General features: G+C 57.8%; 14 protein-coding genes and 2 riboswitches. Of the genes, 11 read left to right on the top strand and 3 right to left on the bottom strand.

From position 1 onward, the window contains the following. Nucleotides 1-33: 33 nt before the first annotated feature. The 7 genes from amrS to prsR all read left to right on the top strand — a co-directional run bounded on the left by amrS (nt 34) and on the right by prsR (nt 9930). Nucleotides 34-1044, top strand: coding sequence for an AmmeMemoRadiSam system radical SAM enzyme (gene amrS, locus GSVR_RS16130; protein ID WP_173200280.1), 1011 nt, complete (start codon nt 34-36; stop codon nt 1042-1044). A 468-nt stretch (nt 1045-1512) separates the two neighbouring features. Then, nucleotides 1513-2808: an OFA family MFS transporter gene (locus GSVR_RS16135; RefSeq protein WP_173200282.1), complete on the top strand. Its 1296-nt coding sequence runs from the start codon at nt 1513-1515 to the stop codon at nt 2806-2808. Between the two features lie 121 nt (nt 2809-2929). Next, nucleotides 2930-4141 (top strand): Tad domain-containing protein, encoded by a 1212-nt coding sequence (locus GSVR_RS16140; RefSeq protein WP_239077353.1) that lies wholly within the window; start codon nt 2930-2932, stop codon nt 4139-4141. Nucleotides 4142-4783: 642 nt separating this feature from the next. Next, entirely contained in the window at nt 4784-5164 is a 381-nt protein-coding gene (locus tag GSVR_RS16145; protein ID WP_173200284.1) for a fibronectin type III domain-containing protein, read from the top strand. An 85-nt stretch (nt 5165-5249) separates the two neighbouring features. Next, nucleotides 5250-5909: a protein-L-isoaspartate(D-aspartate) O-methyltransferase gene (locus GSVR_RS16150; RefSeq protein ID WP_173200286.1), complete on the top strand. Its 660-nt coding sequence runs from the start codon at nt 5250-5252 to the stop codon at nt 5907-5909. 485 nt (nt 5910-6394) lie between these two features. Beyond that, a complete protein-coding gene (prsK, locus tag GSVR_RS16155; RefSeq protein WP_173200288.1) occupies nt 6395-8518 on the top strand; it encodes an XrtA/PEP-CTERM system histidine kinase PrsK in 2124 nt (707 codons plus the stop codon). A 35-nt stretch (nt 8519-8553) separates the two neighbouring features. After that, on the top strand, nt 8554-9930 hold the full coding sequence (gene prsR, locus GSVR_RS16160) for a PEP-CTERM-box response regulator transcription factor (protein ID WP_173200290.1): 1377 nt from the start codon (nt 8554-8556) through the stop codon (nt 9928-9930). Nucleotides 9931-10045: 115 nt separating this feature from the next. On the opposite strand, the gene GSVR_RS16165 is transcribed toward prsR, so the two are convergent. Together GSVR_RS16165 and GSVR_RS22250 are read right to left on the bottom strand one after the other, a co-directional pair. After that, entirely contained in the window at nt 10046-11044 is a 999-nt protein-coding gene (locus tag GSVR_RS16165; protein ID WP_173200292.1) for a nucleotidyltransferase family protein, read from the bottom strand. Between the two features lie 358 nt (nt 11045-11402). Further along, complete coding sequence (locus tag GSVR_RS22250; protein WP_173200294.1) at nt 11403-13646, bottom strand: DUF4082 domain-containing protein; 2244 nt, start codon at nt 13644-13646, stop codon at nt 11403-11405. Nucleotides 13647-13763: 117 nt separating this feature from the next. Beyond that, nucleotides 13764-13853: riboswitch (cyclic di-GMP riboswitch) on the bottom strand. A 432-nt stretch (nt 13854-14285) separates the two neighbouring features. On the opposite strand from GSVR_RS22250, the gene GSVR_RS16175 reads away from it, so the two are divergent. The 4 genes from GSVR_RS16175 to GSVR_RS16190 all read left to right on the top strand — a co-directional run bounded on the left by GSVR_RS16175 (nt 14286) and on the right by GSVR_RS16190 (nt 18762). Beyond that, entirely contained in the window at nt 14286-15338 is a 1053-nt protein-coding gene (locus tag GSVR_RS16175) for a glycosyltransferase family 4 protein (protein WP_239077354.1), read from the top strand. Between the two features lie 109 nt (nt 15339-15447). Next, on the top strand, nt 15448-16578 hold the full coding sequence (locus GSVR_RS16180) for a glycosyltransferase family 2 protein (RefSeq protein ID WP_173200298.1): 1131 nt from the start codon (nt 15448-15450) through the stop codon (nt 16576-16578). Between the two features lie 127 nt (nt 16579-16705). Next, a riboswitch (cyclic di-GMP riboswitch) is annotated at nt 16706-16781 on the top strand. A gap of 156 nt (nt 16782-16937) precedes the next feature. After that, nucleotides 16938-17882 (top strand): heparin lyase I family protein, encoded by a 945-nt coding sequence (locus GSVR_RS16185; protein WP_173200300.1) that lies wholly within the window; start codon nt 16938-16940, stop codon nt 17880-17882. Between the two features lie 55 nt (nt 17883-17937). Beyond that, nucleotides 17938-18762 (top strand): heparin lyase I family protein, encoded by an 825-nt coding sequence (locus GSVR_RS16190; protein WP_173200302.1) that lies wholly within the window; start codon nt 17938-17940, stop codon nt 18760-18762. Between the two features lie 104 nt (nt 18763-18866). Here GSVR_RS16190 and GSVR_RS16195 read toward each other — a convergent pair whose 3' ends face one another. Further along, complete coding sequence (locus GSVR_RS16195; protein ID WP_173200304.1) at nt 18867-19832, bottom strand: glycosyltransferase family 2 protein; 966 nt, start codon at nt 19830-19832, stop codon at nt 18867-18869. Between the last annotated feature and the right edge of the window lie 16 nt (nt 19833-19848).

Raw genomic sequence — 19848 nt, forward strand, 5'->3', positions numbered from 1 at the left:
CAACAACCTTTTTGAGGGCAGCAGGGAGACGCGATGAAGGAAGCCATGTTCTATGAGCGCGAAAGCGATGGTCGGGTACGCTGCGGCCTCTGCCGCTTCCGCTGCCTGATCGCCGACGGCCACCGGGGAATCTGCGCTGTCAGGGAAAACAGGGGTGGCACGCTCTTCAGCCTGGTCTACGGCAAAGTCTGCGCCGAGCATGTCGATCCGATCGAGAAGAAGCCGCTGTTCCACGTCATGCCGGGCAGCCTGTCCTATTCCATTGCCACGCTCGGCTGCAACTTCCGCTGCCGCCACTGCCAGAACTACTCCATAGCGCAGGTGGATCCGGAATCTCCGGTCTACGGGGCGGAGGTGACGCCGCAGGAGATCGTCCGCCGTGCCGCAAGCCGCGACTGCCGCTCGATCTCCTATACCTACACCGAACCGACCATCTTCTTCGAGTTCGCCTACGACACCGCCCGGCTGGCCCGTGAGGCGGGGCTGGCCAATGTCTTTGTCACCAATGGCTACATCACCGCCGAGGCGCTGGCAACCATCGCCCCCTTTCTGGATGCCGCCAATATCGACCTGAAGGCGTTTTCCGATAATTTTTACCGGGACATAGTGAAGGCGCGCCTGAACGAGGTACTGGACTCCATCGTCGAGTACCGCAAACAGGGGATCTGGATCGAGCTGACCACCCTGATCATTCCCGGGCTGAACGACAGCGACAGCGAGCTGCAGGCGCTTGCCTCGTTCATCGCCAATAATCTGGGGGCAGATACCCCCTGGCATGTATCCCAGTTCTACCCTACCCACCACCTGACCGATCGGCCCCGCACTCCGGTCGAGACACTGCGCAGGGCGCGCGACATATGCATTGCCGCGGGCCTCCGCTACGTCTACGAGGGAAATGTCCCCGGCCGGGGGGGAGAACACACCTGTTGCCCCTCCTGCGGCGAAATGCTGGTCAAACGCCATGGGTACACGATCGGATCGAACATGATCCGCCACGGCACCTGTCCGCACTGCAATACCACCATTGCCGGCATCGGCATGTAACACTTCAGCCAACTCCCCTATAAACGGCCCCGCGGATCACGACAGGCCCCGTCTCTTCTGGCGGGGCTTGCTGTTTTTACCAAGAGAGACAGGAGCTCCTGGGGTGCTGTTCATGCAGGGGCCGCACGAGTGACGGCCTCCCATACTCCTCAGGCGGCGGATGCGGCTGTCGGTTTTTGCGAATCACTTTTGCATTTCTGCGAAAGGCAGTTTCGCACAATGCAAATCTTCTAAAGCTGCCGTTTTTGCGTCTGTTTTCTCTAAAAAACAAATCAGCTGCCAAAACCCATTTTTGCATAACGACGAAAACGCGCTTTCCCCGCCCCGGCCACGCCTCTGACAAACAAACTCCCAACCAACTGAATTCAATCACTATTATTTTGTCTTACCAGATTCTAGAACATTGGTATACATGTTGCTCATATAATTTGCACATACCAAACATTACCAAAACGGAGGTGGGACGAGATGTCGAATACATCTACAAACAAAGGATGGCAGGTGACGATGGCCGGTCTCGGCATCAACTTGGCGCTCGGCGTGCTGTATGCATGGAGCATCTTCAAAGGAGCCATCAAGGCCTCCATCGAAAAAGGGGGCCCTGACGCCTTCCACTGGAGCCTCTCCTCCATCAACGACCCGTACGCCTTGAGCTGCCTCGTTTTCGCATTCGCAATGATCGTGGCAGGGAAATGCCAGGACAAGATCGGTCCTGCCCGTACCGCCCTCATCGGCGGGCTGCTGGTCGGCGGCGGCTTTACCCTGATGTCCTACTCCAACAGCTACGTCGCATGGCTGGTCGGCTTCGGACTCCTGGCAGGCTCCGGTTTCGGTTTCGGTTATGCCGCAGCCACCCCTCCTGCCCTGAAATGGTTCTCCTCGTCCAAGACCGGCGTGATTGCAGGCACTGTCGTTGCCGGCTTCGGCCTCGCACCGGTCTACATCGCCCCGCTTTCCAGCTACCTGCTGGAAGCCTACGGCATTCAGAAGTCGATGCTCTTCCTCGGCTGCGGCTTCACGGTCCTGGTCTGCGGACTCTCCTTCCTGCTGGTCAATCCGCCGCAAGGTTTCGTCCCGGCCGAGCCGGCAACCAAAGGTGACGCCAAGCCGGCTGCCAAGAAAGAGGTCCACAACGCCAATGTCGGCGAAATGCTCCGTTCGCCCAAGTTCTACCTCCTCTGGGCCAACTTCTTCATCGGCGCGGGCGCCGGGCTCATGGTCATCGGCAGCGTTGCCATCCTGGCCAAAAAGAGCATGGGCCACATGGCCTTCGTAGCCGTTGCCATCATGGCTGTCGGCAACGCCGCCGGCCGCATCGTGGCCGGCATCCTTTCCGACAAGATCGGCCGCAGGGCAACCCTCAGAATCATGCTCGCCTTCCAGGCGCTCCTGATGTTCGCAGCCATCCCGGTCATCGGCTCCGGCAGCGCGGCACTGCTGGTCCTCGTGGCAACCTTCATCGGTTTCAACTACGGCTCCAACCTGGCCCTCTTCCCCTCCTTCTCCAAGGACTACTGGGGCTTCAAGAACTACGGCCTCAACTACGGCGTCCTCTTCACCGCCTGGGGGGTCGGCGGCTTCGTCATGGGGCGCATCTCCGAAATGCTCAGCGCACAGCCAGGCGGGCTGAACAAGTCCTTCATTCTGGCAGGGTCGCTCCTGGCCATGGGCACTGTTCTCACCATCTTCCTGGGTGAGAAAAAGGCTGCAGAAGTCACGGTCACCATCGGCGAGCCGGTTCCGGCCCTGGAAAAAAGCCACTGACAGACTGTTGTTGGGGTTTGACCACAATCAATCGGGGCCCATGCTCGGCATGTGCCCCGATTTTGTTTTGTGATGGAACGATTGCGGTTATAATCGGCGCATACCACGACAGGGGGGAACGATGGAGGAGGAGGAAAAGGAAGAACAGGGGATGGACACCGCCTATATAGGCATCCTGGTGGTGGTCTTTCTCGCCCTCGCGGCCCTGGCGATCGACGTAGGGTATATGTACGTCACCGATGACGATCTGAGGAGCGCTGCGGAGACATCATCGCTGGAAGGAGCCAAGGCGATCAAGCAGCGGATGCTGGCACAGATCAGGACCGACCCGCAGAAGGCGAATGATGTCGCTTCCGACCTGCTGCAGCCCGCCGCCCGGACCGCCGCCATCGAGGCCGCTTCAGGCACGCACCATGCGACCGCTCTGATAGAAGTCGCCAACAGGGGACTCAATCGCCTGGCCGAGGGGAACGACATAACCGTCGGCTTCTGGGACACTGTCTCCCGCACCTACACCCCCGGTGTCGCTCCGGCCAATGCCATGCAGATCAGAACACGCCGCACCGCCGAGAATGAAGCGGTCGGCCTGGGGACCCTCGGCAGCATTTTTTCCAAACTCACCGGCTCGGAAACCGCCAACTTCACTCCTGACGCCGTCGCCGCCCTGCCGCCGATGGCAACGGCCAACATCGCCCTCTATGTCGGCGACTGCGACCCCGCCTGCCGCTATCCCAACGTCTGTACGATCCCGGAACGGAAAATGAGCCGCGATCCCCTGGATGCCGGGCAGCAGGGCGACAATCGCTACATCTACACTTCGCTTCTCCATTCCCTGAACGACAGGAGCCTTTCCGACGTCGTCTGCATGGATCTTCCCCCGCAGGAGGTATGCAGAAAAGAGATTTTTACGACCAGTGATGCCGACAACCGCGGGCTGCGCGACATAGAATCGATGATGTACAACCCGAATACCGACGCATCCAATAAGGAGTTCGACGAAGGGGGCGCAATCAGCGGGTGGTGGGTCATCGTTCCGGTCATCGACTCCCCTCCCCAGCCGAAACGTGAAGCGGTTGAAAAGCGCACAGTCACCCGCTATGCCCTGGTCAGAATACGCAGGATCTGTGTCGGCGGCACTGCCGGCTGCCAGCAGAACGGCACGGCCTTCAAGGCCCCGCCCTCTGCCTGCCGCGGCGAAGAAGGGCTGTACATCGACCGCATCTCCTACGTCGAATGCGGCAGCAAGGACCTGCGAAACTTTCCAGGGCTCCGGCCGGTGCTGGTGGAAGAAGAAAACCGACTGCTGCCAGGGAGCGGCGCACCTCCGCAATGACCACTTGCCGCGCGTTGGCACCGCTGCACGTGATCACCTATGGCCCTGCCACAACAACAGCCCCTGAAACGATGGTTTCAGGGGCTGTTGTGTTCTCGCGGCCGGCGCTCTGATGGGATGGCTTCAACACACCCACCCGGTTTTTCTCGTGTATGCCTGAATCCGCGAACCGGAAATGCCCGAGCGCCAGAGAAAATGGTCTGCGCAGCGGACTCAGGTATGATTAGATTGCTCCGGAATTCCGTAAGGCGTTACGTCACCTGCCCTCGATGTTACCTTTTCCCTGGAAAACGCTTCAGGCTTCCTTCTCTGTGTCCTGATAAACAGGATAAGCTCGTTATCGAAGCTGTCACCAGCTTCCAACTCACCACGAGGGCTTGCTCACCACGTTTGTACCTGGAACTTTTGGCGAAATAGTATCGGCAGATTCCACAACAGCAGATTACGTAAATTCCAGAGCAATTTTCAAAGATCACTTCCGTTGTCTGTTCATAGTGTAAGCCCAACGTTCCGATAGTCAAGCCACAAAATGAATAATTATTTATATTATCAAAAAGGGATCCTCTGTTCCCTCCCGGTTCTGAGGTCATCGTCCTTGAAGGACCGGTCAAATCTGATACCCTTGATGTCAGGAGCACACCCATGACCACACGACGGTACATGCCACTGATTGCACTGTTGATCGCCTTCTGCGCCGGCCAGCCGGACAGAGGGTTGACCGACGATTCCGCACCGCCGAAACCGGTCGAAGGAGAAAAAACCCGCACGCCGGGCAAGACGGCTGTCCTGATATGGAATCCGGTGGTGGATGCCGCGGGAAAACGGCCAAAAACCCTGGCGGGTTACAAGGTCTACTACGGGAAGGCATCCAGATCATACACCACGGTGATCGATGCCGGAGCAGCCACTAAATACACCATCCACGGGCTGGCGCCCGGTACCTACTATTTTGCCGTGACCGCCTATGATCTGGAGGGAAAGGAAAGCAACTATTCCGTGGAGGTAAAAAAGCTCCTCCGGTAAACGAATATCTACGAGCCACGAATGCTCAGCCACTGTGGTGAATGTTCATCCTGCGGCAGCATCGTGACAGGCACAGGGGACTGCGATGAAGCTCCCTTTTTCAAAAACCCTGGATGGCCGGCGTGAAATCATGATCCGGGAGCATCTGGCCGGGAGAGGCATCAGCGATCCGGCCGTTCTCTCGGCCATGCGGACAGTGCCCCGCGAGGCCTTTGTGGACAGCAACCTGCAGGACCTTGCCTATGACGACAACCCTCTGCCCATCGGAGACGGACAGACCATCTCTCAGCCCTATATCGTTGCCTACATGATCGAGGCGCTGGAAGTCACCCCTGCAGACACGGTGCTGGAGATCGGCACCGGTTCCGGGTACGCGGCCGCGGTGCTGAGCAGGATGGCAGGCCACGTCCACACCGTCGAACGCCTGGAGAGTCTTGCCAGGAGTGCCGATCGCCGCCTCAGGATGCTCGGGTACGACAATGTGACGGTTCACCTGGGGGACGGCACGCTCGGGTGGCCCGAGCAGGCCCCCTATGATGCCGTCGTAGTCACTGCCGGTGCCCCCCATGTGCCGAAGCAGTTGCTCGGACAACTCACCATAGGCGGCCGGATGGTAATACCGGTCGGGTCATCCTCGCACATGCAGGTGCTGTTCCGGGTTCGGCGCACGGATGAGCACGAGTTCCGCCAGGAGGAATTGTGCGGGGTCCGCTTCGTACCGCTGATCGGCGCCGATGCTTGGTAATTCTCCTCCTCGCCATCGGATGCACCGTTCGCGGACAGAATCCCCCAGCTCCAATCTTAACAGCCAAAAATTTCTTTGCACCGCTCAGAAACTGGCTTTACAGCCCTCCTCCGCAGCAAGCATCCGTAGTCTCGGCACAGCCATGCAAAAGAGCTGAAAACCCGCTTCACCCCCATACAACGCAAACACTTGATATCACTCGGCTTATAGCATGGCATGATTTGTGATACCGGAACAGGTATTGTCCGATGCCGATCCGGCTCCAACCGAACGCACGGCTCCGGACCGCCGCTCTGACAATCACGGCCTGCTCCGGCCAAAACAAGCCGTTGAGATCAGCCGGGTCAGGGTAGACAATCGCCACTGATCCAGACAACAAGGGCGCCCTGCGGTCGACCGGACTGCAAGGCCTCCGGGTTCGGAACTCGAGAGTCCAGCCCAGGAAGCGTGAACCATATCCCACACTGCCTGAAAGTGGATTCAAGATGACAAGTGCCATCTCCATCACAGCCATCGTGACTGCGATGATATTCTCGGTATATTCGGTCGTGCGAAGGGACAGGCTCAACTCTCTCCCAACGCTGCCGTGCGCCCTGTGTCTGGCTGCCGCCCTCGAACTGTTCGATCTGCTGGCACTGTCGGACCCCGAGCAGGTTTACTTCTGGAAACGATTTTCCCTGGTAACGGAGGCTCTCCTGCCGCCGGTGCTGCTCTGGTTCTCCCTCAGCTACATACGGCAGACCGAATTCCGCTCGATCTCGCTGCCTCTCAGGCTGCTGCTGACCTTTTCCCCGTTTTTTGCGGGGCTGATGCTTCTGATCCCGATCGACTCGCTGTTCTACTCTCCCGACTTTGCCAGTGAGCGCACGCTCTTTCTCGGCAGTGCGGGAATGCTCTTTTATACCCTGATCATGCTCTACCTGGTCATCCCGCTGATCAATCTCGAAATGACTCTGGTGCACACCAATGTGAGCAACCGGTGGAAGATAAAACTCGAATTACTGGCAGCCGGGGCCTACATCTCCGTTCTGATCATTTACTACAGCCAGGCCCTGCTCTTTCGCACCATCAATATGGATCTGACCACGGCCCGGGCACTGGTACTGATCGTAGCCGTGGCCCTGATGGCATATTCGCGGCTCCGACGCGGAACCGGCGCCAGAGTGTACGTTGCCCGCCAGATGGTATACAAGTCGGTCGTGCTCCTGGCTGTGGGCCTGTACCTGATCGCTCTCGGACTGGCGGGAGAAGGGGTGAAACATTTCGGCGATGCTGTCCAGCGTGCCCTGGCCATTGCGGCAGGGCTCCTGGGGGGACTGGCCCTGCTTATCGTTCTGTTTTCCGAAACCGTCAAGCGCCGGATCAAAATCTTCATCAACAAGAATTTCTACACGCACAAGTACGACTACCGCAATCAGTGGCTCCAGTTCACCGACCGTCTCTCTTCCTCGCAATCCGGCGACGACCTGCTGCGTTCCATGGTGATGGGGTTCTGTGAAACCTTCGGCATGGGAAGCGGCGGGCTGTTCATAGCCAGCCAGGAAGGGGACAGCTATCACCTGGCAGTCGGAATATCGATGGAAGCACCCCAGGTTGCCTTCAGCGGCAGCAATCCCGGCATAGAGGCCATGTTCGGCAGCAGTTGGATTGTCGACCTGAGAGGCGGAGGGACTACGGGATTCGAGCGGCACAGAGACTTTCTGGCGCGGCAGGATGCCTGCTTCATCATTCCCTTTTTCATGCGCGAGGGGCTGGATGGCTTCATCATACTGGGCCGGCCCTTGAACAGTAACGAGATCTATAATTACGAAGACTTCGACCTGATGAGGGCCCTCGCCGGACAGGCCTCGCTGGCCCTGTTGAATCTCCGCCTCTCGGACCAGTTGGCACGTTCCCGGGAAATGGCCGCCATTGGCAAGGTTTCCGCCTTTGTGATGCACGATCTGAAGAACCTGGTTTCCGCCACCTCGATGATGCTCGACAATGCGCAGGACCACATCGCCGTACCAGCATTCCAGCGCGACCTGCTGGCATCGCTCGGATCCACGGTGGCCAAAATGAAGGCGATGATCACCCGCCTGAAGCATCTGCCGGAAAAGAGGGCACTGCAACGGGCACCGGTCGATCTGCTGCAATTGGCGCGGGAGACAGCCGGCCTGGTCAAGGGTAGGCGGCTGCACGTGACCGGCATGCCGGTCATAGCGGAAGTCGATCGCGAGGAGTTGCAGAAAGTGGCGCTCAACCTGATGCTGAATGCTGTCGAAGCCACCGACGGCCAGGCCCCGGTAACGGTTGAAGTGGGTGAAAGCGATGCCATATTTTTCACGGTAAAGGACAGGGGATGCGGCATACCGGTCGAATTCATCCGGCATGCCATGTTCGTTCCCTTCATGAGCACCAAAAAAAAAGGGCTGGGGATAGGCCTGTACCAAAGCAAGCAGATCGTGGAAGCACATGGCGGTAGGATCGAAGTATCGAGCACGCTGAACAAGGGCTCCGAATTCACCATCTGGCTGCCCAAACCTCCTGCTGCGCTTCCGGAGACACACGTACGGCCGCTGCCCGCCGTCGGCAGATGTCCGGCCGGAGCCATCAGGGTAGAGGGGTAGCATTACCTGTCCGGAAGTTCCCAAGGAAGGCTCTCATGGAAAAACTCCTGATCGTTGAAGACAACGAAGATATTCGCCGACAGTTGCGCTGGGGACTCGACAAGGAATACGAGACCTTTGATGCCGGAGACAGAACAGAAGCTCTGGCACTCTTCAGGAGGCACTCTCCCCGGGTGGTGACCCTGGACCTGGGGCTGCCACCTGACGAAAGCGGCATCGAGGAGGGCTTTCGCTGCCTGGAGCAGATCCTTCATCTGGCACCCGCCACCAAGGTCATCATGATCACCGGCAACGATGACCGCGAAAATGCACTGAGGGCGGTCCAGAGCGGGGCCTACGACTATTATTGCAAGCCGGTGGACATTGCCGAGCTGAAGGTCATTCTCAAGCGCGCCTTTCACCTGGCCGCCATTGAAAAAGAAAACTCCCGCCTGCACCACAGTCTCGATCATCAGGGATTCAGCCCGGCGGGCATCATCGGGCAATCGCCCCGCATGCTGGAAGTCTTTTCGTCCATCCGCAAGGTGGCTTCATCGGATGTGGCGGTGCTCATCACCGGCGAGAGCGGCACCGGCAAGGAGCTGGTCGCCAAGGCGATCCACGGGCTGAGCCAGAGGAAGTCGGGCGCGTTCATGGCGATCAACTGCGGTGCAATCCCTGAAAATCTGCTGGAATCGGAGCTGTTCGGCTATGAGAAGGGGGCTTTCAGCGGTGCACATACCCGTGTGCAGGGCAAGGTCGAGTATGCCCACAAGGGGAGTCTGTTTCTGGACGAAATCGGCGAACTGCCCCTCAACCTGCAGGTCAAGCTGCTGCGCTTTCTGCAGGAGAAAACCATTCAACGGGTCGGTGGACGGGAGGACATCCCGGTCGACGCCAGGATCATTGCCGCCACAAACCGTGATATCGCCAAAGAAACCGAATCAGGGAACTTCCGCGAGGACCTCTATTACCGCGTCTCCGTCATCCATATCAGTCTGCCCCCCCTGCGCGACCGGGGGGAGGACATCATGCTCCTGGCCAACCTCTTTCTCCGCAGGGCCAGCGAGGAGTTCAGGAAGAAGGTGCGCCGCTTCAGTTCCGAGGCGGTGAAGCTGCTGGAAAGCTATGACTGGCCGGGAAATGTGCGCGAATTGGAAAACAAGGTGCAGCGTGCGGTGATCATGTCCGATTCGACCATCCTCGAACCCGAGGTGCTGGCCTTTTCGCAGAAGTCGCTGAAGGAGCGGATGTTCAAATCGCAGCGCCTGACGCTCAAGGACGCCCGCGAGATGATCGAGCGGGAAATGGTGATCTCGGCCATCGAGAACCAGAGAAACAACATGGCCAAGGCGGCCGAGGTATTGGGGATCAGCAGACCGACACTGTACGACCTGGTGAAGAAGCACAGTATTTTTAAGGCGGCAGACTAGGAATCAGGGACCGGGGATCAGGGATCGGTAAAACCTTTAAAACTGGGATCCAAAGAGACTTTGACGTTCCCGGTCCCTGGTTCCCGGTCCCTGATCACTGCCTTTAGTCCCTGCCTTACTTCCCCTGCATCTCGATCAGGGAATGATCCCCGATGTTCATGCGGCGGGCGGAGCTGATCAGATGTACCGCTTCTCCCAGGATCGAATCCTGGATAATCATGTTTTTAACGCGGCTCTCGCTGTTGATGATCGAGTTGCGCACGATGCTGGCCTCTATTACGCTCCCGGCCGCCACTGAAACATTCGGCCCCAGTATGCAGCCGATCACCTGGGCCCCCTTCTCGATATGCACCGGCTCTATCAGCACCGAATCCGTGGCAGAGCCATGGACATGGTGGCGCCCCAGAAGCAGGTAGCTGTTGGTCTCCAGCAGGGTCTCCGGCTTGCCGCAGTCCAGCCAGGCATCGATTTCCGGTGCCCTGAACCTGCACCCTCCCTTGATCATCCGCATGAAGACCGCCGGCAGGTAGAACTCCCCCTTGACCATTTCCATGGCCCGGATTGTTTCGCCAAGATAGCGCATGAAGCCAGCGCCGTCCTTCAGGTAGTACAGTCCGACCTGGGCCAGTTTCGACACCGGCTTGTCCGGTTTTTCCACCATGTCGGCAATGAAACCGTCCCTGATCACATTGACGCCGAAGCGGCGGTAATCGTCGACCTCCTTGGAATAGATCAGTCCGTCGCAGTCGGCGCAGAGTTGCTCCATCCGACTCAGATCCGCCTCGAAAATGGTGTCGTTGAAGACGATCAGCAGCCCCTCGCCCGGCTCGATGTGCTCTTCAGCCAGGGACACCGCATGGGCGGGCCCCTGCTGTTCCTTCTGAATAATATACCGGCAGGGGAGATCCGGAAATTTTCTTTCCATGAATTCGCTGATCTGAGTGCCATTTTCGTCGGTGATAAAGATGAATTCCGTGGCATTCAGGCTGGTCAGCCGGCTGATGATATGCTCCAGGACCGTTTTTCCGGCCACATGTACCAGCGATTTGGCCTTGGTATGGGTATGGGGGCGCAGTCGTGTTCCTTTTCCGGCAACCGGCAGCATGATTTTCATCCGCAACGCTCCTTCGGGAAGATTGGGCGCGGCACCGAACTCAGGGTGCCATCGAAGAACCCGTATTCAGCTTTCGGGCCAACCACAAACTACCGATTTAACAACCACTTATCGTGACGAGACAGGCAAAACTATTGACACCGCCCAGGCGACGGGATGGTAAGAAGAATGATGAAGTATCCAACTGTCGGCAGATACGGGGGAAGGCAAAGAAATGGGAGGTTTGTTAGATTTTTGGCAGGCTGTCTTCCCCGCACATGCGGCCGCAGGTGTCAAAGACCGCTCCATCCCCAAAAAAAGGCCGCCCCGAAAGAGGCGGCCTTTTTTGATGGCCCTGCGGCCGTTGTTACCGAGAATCCTACTGCTTGAAGACCACATCCACCCAGTAGTTGGTGTCCACGTAGCTGTATTTGGGGAAATTGCTGCCGGAACCGTACGCGTACACGCCGTTGGAACCGGAGACGCCGCTTGCCAGGGCGTGCAGCGGAGGGCTGTCAACTCCCTTTCCGGTGAAATAGTTCTTGTCGTAACTGTAGTGGCCGGTATTGGAGTGGTAGGAGGCCACGTACACGGTGTTGGCGGCAATTGCCACCGGGGTGGCGAAATTCACCTGCTGCCAGCCGGAAGCGGTTTCCCCTTTGAAAGTTGCCGAAGCAAGCAGCTTACCGCTGGCATTCCACAGGTTGGCGACATGGGTACCGGTGTTGGTAGCAGCCTTGTAGAAACGAATGCCGGTGATGTATCCCTTCACATCGGAGCGGAATTTGACCCCCAGTTCAACCGGGCTGTCCGCGCCTGCATCCACGAGGCTCGGCATCGCTCCGTTCCAGATGGAGGTATTGGAAGAGGAGGTGGACTGGCTAACAACCGTGGAAGCGCTTCTGCTGGCCGACACGTTACCGGCCGCGTCCTTGGCCCAGGCGTAGAGGGTCTTACTCCCTGTGGTGCCGAAGGTATAGGAGCCCGGAGCCGCGGCCGACCAACCGCTGGCGGTGGCTGCGGGACGTGTGGATGATTCGGTGAGCAGGTAACCGGTCACCCCGGTGTTATCGCTGGCGGTAAAGCTGCTGACCGCCACTGTCAGGGAGGAAGAGCTGGCCGGAATGCTGAAGGCAGTTACGGTCGGAGCGGTGGTGTCGGCAACAACCGTGCTGACGGTCACCGTTGCGCTTTTGCCGGCGGAAACGTTGCCGGCGGCGTCCTTGGCCCAGGCGTAGAGGGTCTTGCTCCCCGTGGTGCCGAAGGTGTAGGAGGTCGGGGCTGCGGTCGTCCAGCCGCTGGCGGAGGCTGCGGGGCGGGTGGATGATTCGGTGAGCAGATAACCGGTCACCCCGGTGTTGTCGCTGGCAGTAAAGCTGCTGACCGCCACCGTCAGGGAGGAAGAGCTGGCCGGAATGCTGAAGGCCGTTACGGTCGGAGCAGTGGTGTCGGCAGCACCGATATTCACCGTGGCGCTCTTGCTGGCGGAGACATTGCCGGCGGCATCCCGGACCCAGCCATAGGCTGTCTTGGTACCGGAACCGCTGAAGGAGAACGAGGTATTGGGGGTGGTCAGCCAGTCGCAGTAGGTGGTGGAGTTGGTAGAGGTAATGCAGTATCCGGTCACGCCGACGTTATCGCTTCCCGTGAAGGCCGTGATCGGTACGTTGGTGGTTGTCGAGGTTGCAGGCATTGAAAAGGCGGTAACGCTTGGCGCCGTGGTATCCTTGGCCGTATTGCTGACTGTCACGGAAACCGCTGTGGACTGGGTCGAATTGCCGGCGGCGTCATATGCCTTGGCTGTCAGATTGTACACGCCGTTGGCAACCGAAGTGGTATTCCAACTGAAGGCATAGGGGGCCGAACCGTAGGTGGCGTACAGGGTACCATTCAGGTAAAGCTCCACCTTGGCAACGCCGATGTTGTCGGCTGCCGCGGCCTGTACCGACGCGGTCCCGGAGAGTACCGCATTGGCAGCGGGTGATGTGATCGAGACGGTTGGGGGGGTGGTATCGGTGGCGACCGTCACCGTCACCGACGACGACTGACCGACATTTCCGGCTGCGTCATAGGCTTTGGCGAGGAGGGTGTGCTGCCCCACTGCCATCTGCAGCGTATTCAGGCTGAAGAGATAGGGCGTTGCGGTATCCGTGCCGTTCAGGACTCCGTCCACATACAGCTCGACCTTGCTTACGCCGACATTGTCGCTGGCATTCAGGGTAACGCTGGTTGTGCCGGCAATGACCGCACTGTTTGCCGGTGCGGTAATGCTCACGCTAGGCGCCGTCGCTTCCGCTACGCTTACTATGTTGGAATAGGCGCTCTCGGTTCCTGAGGCATCATAGGCGGTAACGGCAAAATAATAGGTCCGGGCCGGGTCGAGGCCGCTCAAGGTTGCACTGGTCTGCTTCTGCACGTTCACCGGCGAGGCCCCCTGGCTGCTTCCGGTCCCGTTAAGGGGGGCAGCGGACGAATCGGCCTTGTAATAGACCTTATAGCCGGTGACGGTGGTTTCCGTATTGGCATTCCACTGCAAGGTTACGTCACGGGCATGGCTGGCGGTCACGGTTGTCATGCCGATCAGACACGAGAAGAAAAAAATCCTCAGCTTGGATACTTCCATACATTCTCCCTTTTTGCATGCGGCTCTCCCCTTTTTTCCGTCACGGAAACTTCCCTGAACGAAAAAAAGGAACAGATCGCCGCAGTCAACAATAGTGACTACCGATGAACCTGTTCCTTCGTCGACCCGGCTATCCTGAAGCGTCTAGAATCTTCAGGATCCGCAGTTTTGTGTCCCCGGGTTACCCTGGGTTTACCTCTTCGGAAACAGCACGTTGTGAATGCACTATCCAGAAATCCGCATTTTTTTTATGTGACCGGCATCACAAAAAAGCACCCTCTGCCCCTGGCCATTCCCCGGCAGCCCCGGACAAGATGCCGCAGCTTCCGCCCTTACAGCCCAAAAGACGACACTGGTAAATTTTTCGTTTTTCCTCTGCTCCCGCACAATAAACGGCCTTCCGGCCGGATCCTGCCATTCTGTAGCGAGAGATTTGACGCAGCCCCCTCTCTATCCGAAACTAACGTACTGAAATTACACAACCGACAAAATGGCACCGAATATGAAAATGGTTGTCGGATTACCTCGATTGCCCTGGCCCGCGCCGGCAAAGAAAGGATTCCCATGGCTCCGGATCGGCGGAGAGCATTCAACATACTGCATCTTGTGTCGGGGGATCTCTGGGCAGGGGCGGAAGCAATGACCTTCAGCCTGCTGAAAGAGCTGAAAAACTATCAGGACCTGTCCCTCTCGGTCGTGCTCCTCAACGAGGGGACGCTGGCCAACAAACTGAGGGAGCAGGGGTTGAAAGTGCATGTCATCGACGAAAAACATCATCGTTTCTGGGATATCGCGCGGAAGGCACGCAGGATACTGGGGGCATCCCCCCCTGACATCATCCACTCGCATCGCTACAAGGAAAACATGCTGGCGGCCCTGACAAGCCTTTCACAAGGGGGAGCGGAGCTGCTGGCGACACAGCACGGGCTGCCGGAATGCCTGCAGGAAGCCTCCCTTGCCACGCGCCTGATCACGAGCGCCAATTTTCACCTGCTGTCGCACCGATTTGCGAAAACGGTGGCGGTATCCCACGACATCCGCAAGGTCCTGATACAACGACAGTCATTCAGTGCGGACAAGGTGGAGGTGATCCACAACGGCATAGACATACCGGCCCCGCGGATGCCGGCGAGCGGCTCGGGCCCCATGGTGATCGGATCTTCAGGGCGCCTGGCACCGGTCAAGGATTACCCCCTGATGATCGAGATTGCCGGAGCACTCACCTCCATCAACCGAAACGGGTTCCGCTTCGAACTGGCCGGCGAAGGACCGGAGCGGCCGGTACTCGAAGCCCTGATAGAGCGGCACGGGCTGCAGGAAAGATTTTTTCTGAAAGGGCATCTGGACGATATGGAAGGTTTCCATCATGGGATAGACCTGTACATCGTGACCTCCCTCCACGAGGGGATACCGATGTCGGTCCTGGAAGCCATGGCGCAGGGGCTGCCGGTGGTGGCCCCCGCTGTCGGGGGACTTCTCGAAATCATCGACGACGGCAGGGAAGGTTTTCTGATCGAAGGGCGCAATCCTGCCGATTACGCGCAGAAATGCCTGCTACTGCGCGACAACCACGAACTGCGGCGCAGAATGTCGCAAGCCGCCAGAGAAAAAGCCGAGCGGGCATTTTCCGCCCGCATCATGGCTGAACGGTACTACCGGCTCTACCGCCGGATCGCATCGTGTCCGATATAATGGAGCCGATCCGGTGCAATCGTTCCGAAAGCCTGTCCCACCGGTTGCACCTATTCTCGATCCCCAGGGCCGTCTCGCAGACAGCCCTTCCGAAAACAAGGAGCCTTCCATGGAGCTGGTTTTTGCCGTATCCCTGCTGCTGATCGTCCACGCTTACTTCGGCTATCCTCTCAGCCTGAAAGTGCTGGGGCGCGTACGTCCCAAACCGGTAATCAGGCGCTACTGCCAGCCTCCGGTTACCCTGATCATCGCCGCCTGCAACGAAGAGCGCAGGATCGGAGAAAAGCTTGAAAACACGCTTGCGCTGGACTATCCCCGCGAAAAGCTGCAGGTGATCGTCACCTCCGACGGTTCGAGCGACGGCACCAATGCCATCGTGCGGGGATATGCCGCACAAGGCATTGGGCTGCATGTCTGTCCGGAACGCAAGGGGAAGGAAAACGCACAGAAGGAGGCGCTCGAAAAGGCGACAGGGGAGATCGTCGTCTTCTCTGATGTTTCTACGATGCTGGATCCGCAGGGCATCAGCGAAATCGTGGCCAATTTCGCCGACCCCAGCGTGGGATGCGTGAGCAGTGTCGACCGGGTGATCGGCCGCGATGGCAAGCCCTGCGGAGAAGGCTTTTACGTCAGATACGAAATGTGGCTGCGGAAGCTCGAATCCCGGGCAAATTCCCTGGTCGGATTGAGCGGCTCGTTCTTTGCCGCGCGCAGGGAGGTCTGCCGCGGGTTTTCCGGCGATATGCAGAGCGATTTCAGGATGGTGCTGGCCAGCAACCGGATGGGACTGAGGGGGGTCAGCGATCCCGCAGCCGTGGGCTATTACCGCGACATTTCCGACGGGCGGCGCGAATTCGACCGCAAGGTGCGCACCGTGTTGAGGGGCTTGACCGTCATGTTCCACAACCTGGAATTCCTGAACCTGTTCCGCTACGGCCTGTTCTCCTACCAGTATTTCTGCCATAAGCTGCTGCGCTGGCTGGTGCCGCTGTTTCTTGCGACGGCACTGACAGCCAATGCCGCCCTGAGCCTGAAATCGACCGGGTATGCGGCGCTTCTGGCGGTTCACTGCGGATTTTACGGCATAGCCGCTGTCGGATGGTGGGCGAACTCACTGCCCCGGGGAGTCGTACTGAAGGTCCCGCTGTATTTCGTTACGGTCAACGCCGCCATTGCCGTGGCATGGTGGCGCTTCATCTCCGGGAAGCGGATGGTGATGTGGTCCCCCTCGCAGCGGTAGGCATCGCCGCGTCGAGATATTTTCTGCCGCTTCGGTCGTGAGCCGGGAGAAGCGTCAAAGTGTGACGGCAGTCACAGGGTTGGGTCATGTCGCGTGGTATAAAGGGTTCCACATTGACATGAGCAGGTAACGATACTACTAAACCATCCGCAAGGATGGGGCGGAAAGCCTAAGGGTCTCCCTGAGACAGCCGGGTTGCCGAACTACCAGAGACACACGGGTTCGGTCCCGGCTTTTTGATTTTTTGAGATATGGATCACATAACTGAAAACATCGGCATGCTAGGATCGGAACAATTGAATCCATGAATTCAGGATGCGGCCGGACGCGGCTGGAGCGGAAGACGAAAGGAGCAGGCAATGAAGGTCAGAACCAAGTTGTTATTTTCGATTTCAACGCTGATGCTGGGGTGGGCAAGCATCGGTAATGCGGGCACACTGTTTCAGGAGAATTTCGAGGATGGCAGCTTCAGTGCCAGGGGCTGGTACGACAATACAGCTCCGAAGCTCTCCAGCGTCGAACATGCCGCCAACAGCACCAAGTCCCTGGAATTCCATTTTGCAAAGGGCGCAGTGACCCCTGATAACGCCGCAGCGACCATGCGGAAAAAGTTTACTGAAAGCGATTCGGTGTATGTCAGCTATTACATCAAGCACAGTGCAGGCTGGGTCGGTTCCGGGGTTGCCTACCACCCCCATCAGTTTTACCTGCTGACAAATCTCGAAGGGGACTGGTCGGGTCTTATTCCTTCACACATGACCGCTTACATTGAGGAGAACGGCGGGAATTCAGTGCTGGCGATTCAAGATAGTGTCAACGTCAACCTCTCGAATGTAGGTAAAGATCTGACCGCAACCACAGAAAATCGGGCCGTGGCCGGATGCAATGGGGACAGCGACGGGTACGGAAACGGCGATTGCTACGCCAGCGGTAGCGGTTACGCCAACGGCAAACAGTGGAAGTCAGGAACAGCACTTTTTTCCAACACCACCGGCACGTATTACAAAGGCGACTGGCATCTGGTGGAAACCTACTTCAAGCTGAACAGCATCGTCAACGGCAAAGGTGTCAAGGATGGTATTCTGCAGCAATGGTATGATGGACGGCTGGTTATGAATTATACCGATGTCGTTTTCCGTACCGCACAGAATCCTAACATGAAGTTCAACCAGTTTCTGATCGGACCCTATATCGGCGTTGGATCTCCAGTTGATCAGACCTTCTGGATAGACAACCTCGTGGTGGCGACAGCCCCTCCGGTCAAGATTTCTGCTCCGCAGAATTTGAGAGTCATCAGTCAGTAGTGTCTGACGCACCGCTTCTGGCAACAATTCAAACAACAAGCTGTAAGGAGAACGTATGAAAGCTGTAAGCAAAAAGTTGATAATTACCTTTCAAATTGCATCGATGCTCGGCATTTGTGCCGCAAACCAGGCCTTTGCTTGGACCAAGACGGTAAATTTCGATAACGGAACAGTGGGGGCTGTCGCCAATGGCAGTGGCAACTTTGACTACGCCGGTACCAAGACCACCATTTCCACCGACCAGGCGGCCAACGGCACAAAATCCGCCAAGCTGAGCTGGAATAAAGGAGATTCGGGCTGGAACACGGCGCATGGCGAGATTCAGTTTCCGTCACCGGTAAAAAACGGTGGAGAGGTGTGGATCAGAGGCTATTACTACTTCGCCCAGCCCTGGAGCTTCGTTTCCAACGTCGGCGATTACAGCTGTGTGAAGATCATGCGACTGGCCACTGATGTTGGGGGATGGCATTCCATTTTTTCAGTGTACAGCCCTAATATCTCAGCTTCCAACGAAATGGAACAGGTTCAGGTCGATACTGGCGTGCCCTTTATCATCGGCGCATGGCAGAGCCTGGAGATATATCTGAAGTTGTCTCCCACCAATGGGATCTTTAGAATCTGGCAAAACGGAAAACTGGTTTTCGAGGACCTCAACCACAAGACTATCACCAGCACAAACGGCTACGTATCAATGGCATCGGTCATGTCCGTATGGAACAATAACGTGGGACAATCGCAAACCCAGTATGTGGACGATTTCGTCATCACGACCGACCGTCCGTCCCAAGTGGACAGCAAAGGTAACCCGATGATCGGCCCGAACACCGCCACCAAGGCACCGCTGCAGGCCCCTACCGGCCTGCGCGTTATCGCGCAGTAAGCGGGACTGAAGATCTTCTGACTATTGTGCCCGAACCGGATGGTACGAATACGACTTTCAAAGTTCAATCGTACGCTCGGTTCGGGCACTGTCGTTCAGAGCTTTCAATTGATGGAGGCCACGTACTTCTGTCGCAGTGACTGCAATGCAATATCCGCCAACGAGACGGAACGGGCGGTAAAATAAACCATGTACAGAAAAATGGTGGCCACGAATCCCGAAGTGCCGGGCGCGCGAAGTCGATGCACCGAGGCTGCCAGTGAAACCCCCGCCAGAAACACCACATATGCCGATGGAAAAATGAACCACGGCAACAGCCGAGTGATCGGACCAACCAAACAAGCCACGACCATGCATAAATTGGCGAGACTCACCAGCGCCGGTTTTGAAGAGGCGAGCCTGGCAAATGATCGACAATCCCCACGCCCATGCCATCGTTCCCGTGCAAAAAATCCCCGAAGAGTTTTGGGATAGCCGGCGTGCACAACCTGCAGTTCCGGATCGTTCAGTATCCGCGCCCCCTGGCGCCGTAACCGGGCACAAAACTCGCAGTCTTCTCCCGTCTCCCAGGCCGTGTCGAATCCCCCGCTTTGCAGGAACAGTTGTCGGTGGAGAATGAGGTGGCCTCCGTTTATGTAACCTACCTCAGTGCGGGTAGTACGGGGCGCGAACCAGATCCGCTCGATCCAATTATTCTCTTCACTAATCCCGTACAACGAGCCGGTGACGATCTCCGGGGCGTTCTGGAGTCGCGCCAGCACCTCCACGATTCGCTCCCCCCACCCCTTGCCCAGATATACGTCCGCATCCAGGAATACCAGAATATCCGCTTCAGCCCGAGCCGCCCCCAGATTCCTCAAAGCCGAAATGGTGCATCCCGGCGCAGCCAGGCACAACGCTCCCTTGCTGCGGGCGATTGGCATGGTCTGGTCGCAGGAACCGTTGTCTACCACGACGACCTCATACCGTAAGCGTTGCCCGACCTGTGTACGTATGGCATCAAGAACCCCGCCAATATGCACCTCTTCATTGAGCGTAGGGATGATGAAGCTGAGTTCAGGCCGGCCCATGGCGCCCCCTCTGGCG

The sequence above is a fragment of the Geobacter sp. SVR genome (genome assembly GCF_016865365.1).
GTDB lineage: Bacteria > Desulfobacterota > Desulfuromonadia > Geobacterales > Pseudopelobacteraceae > Pelotalea.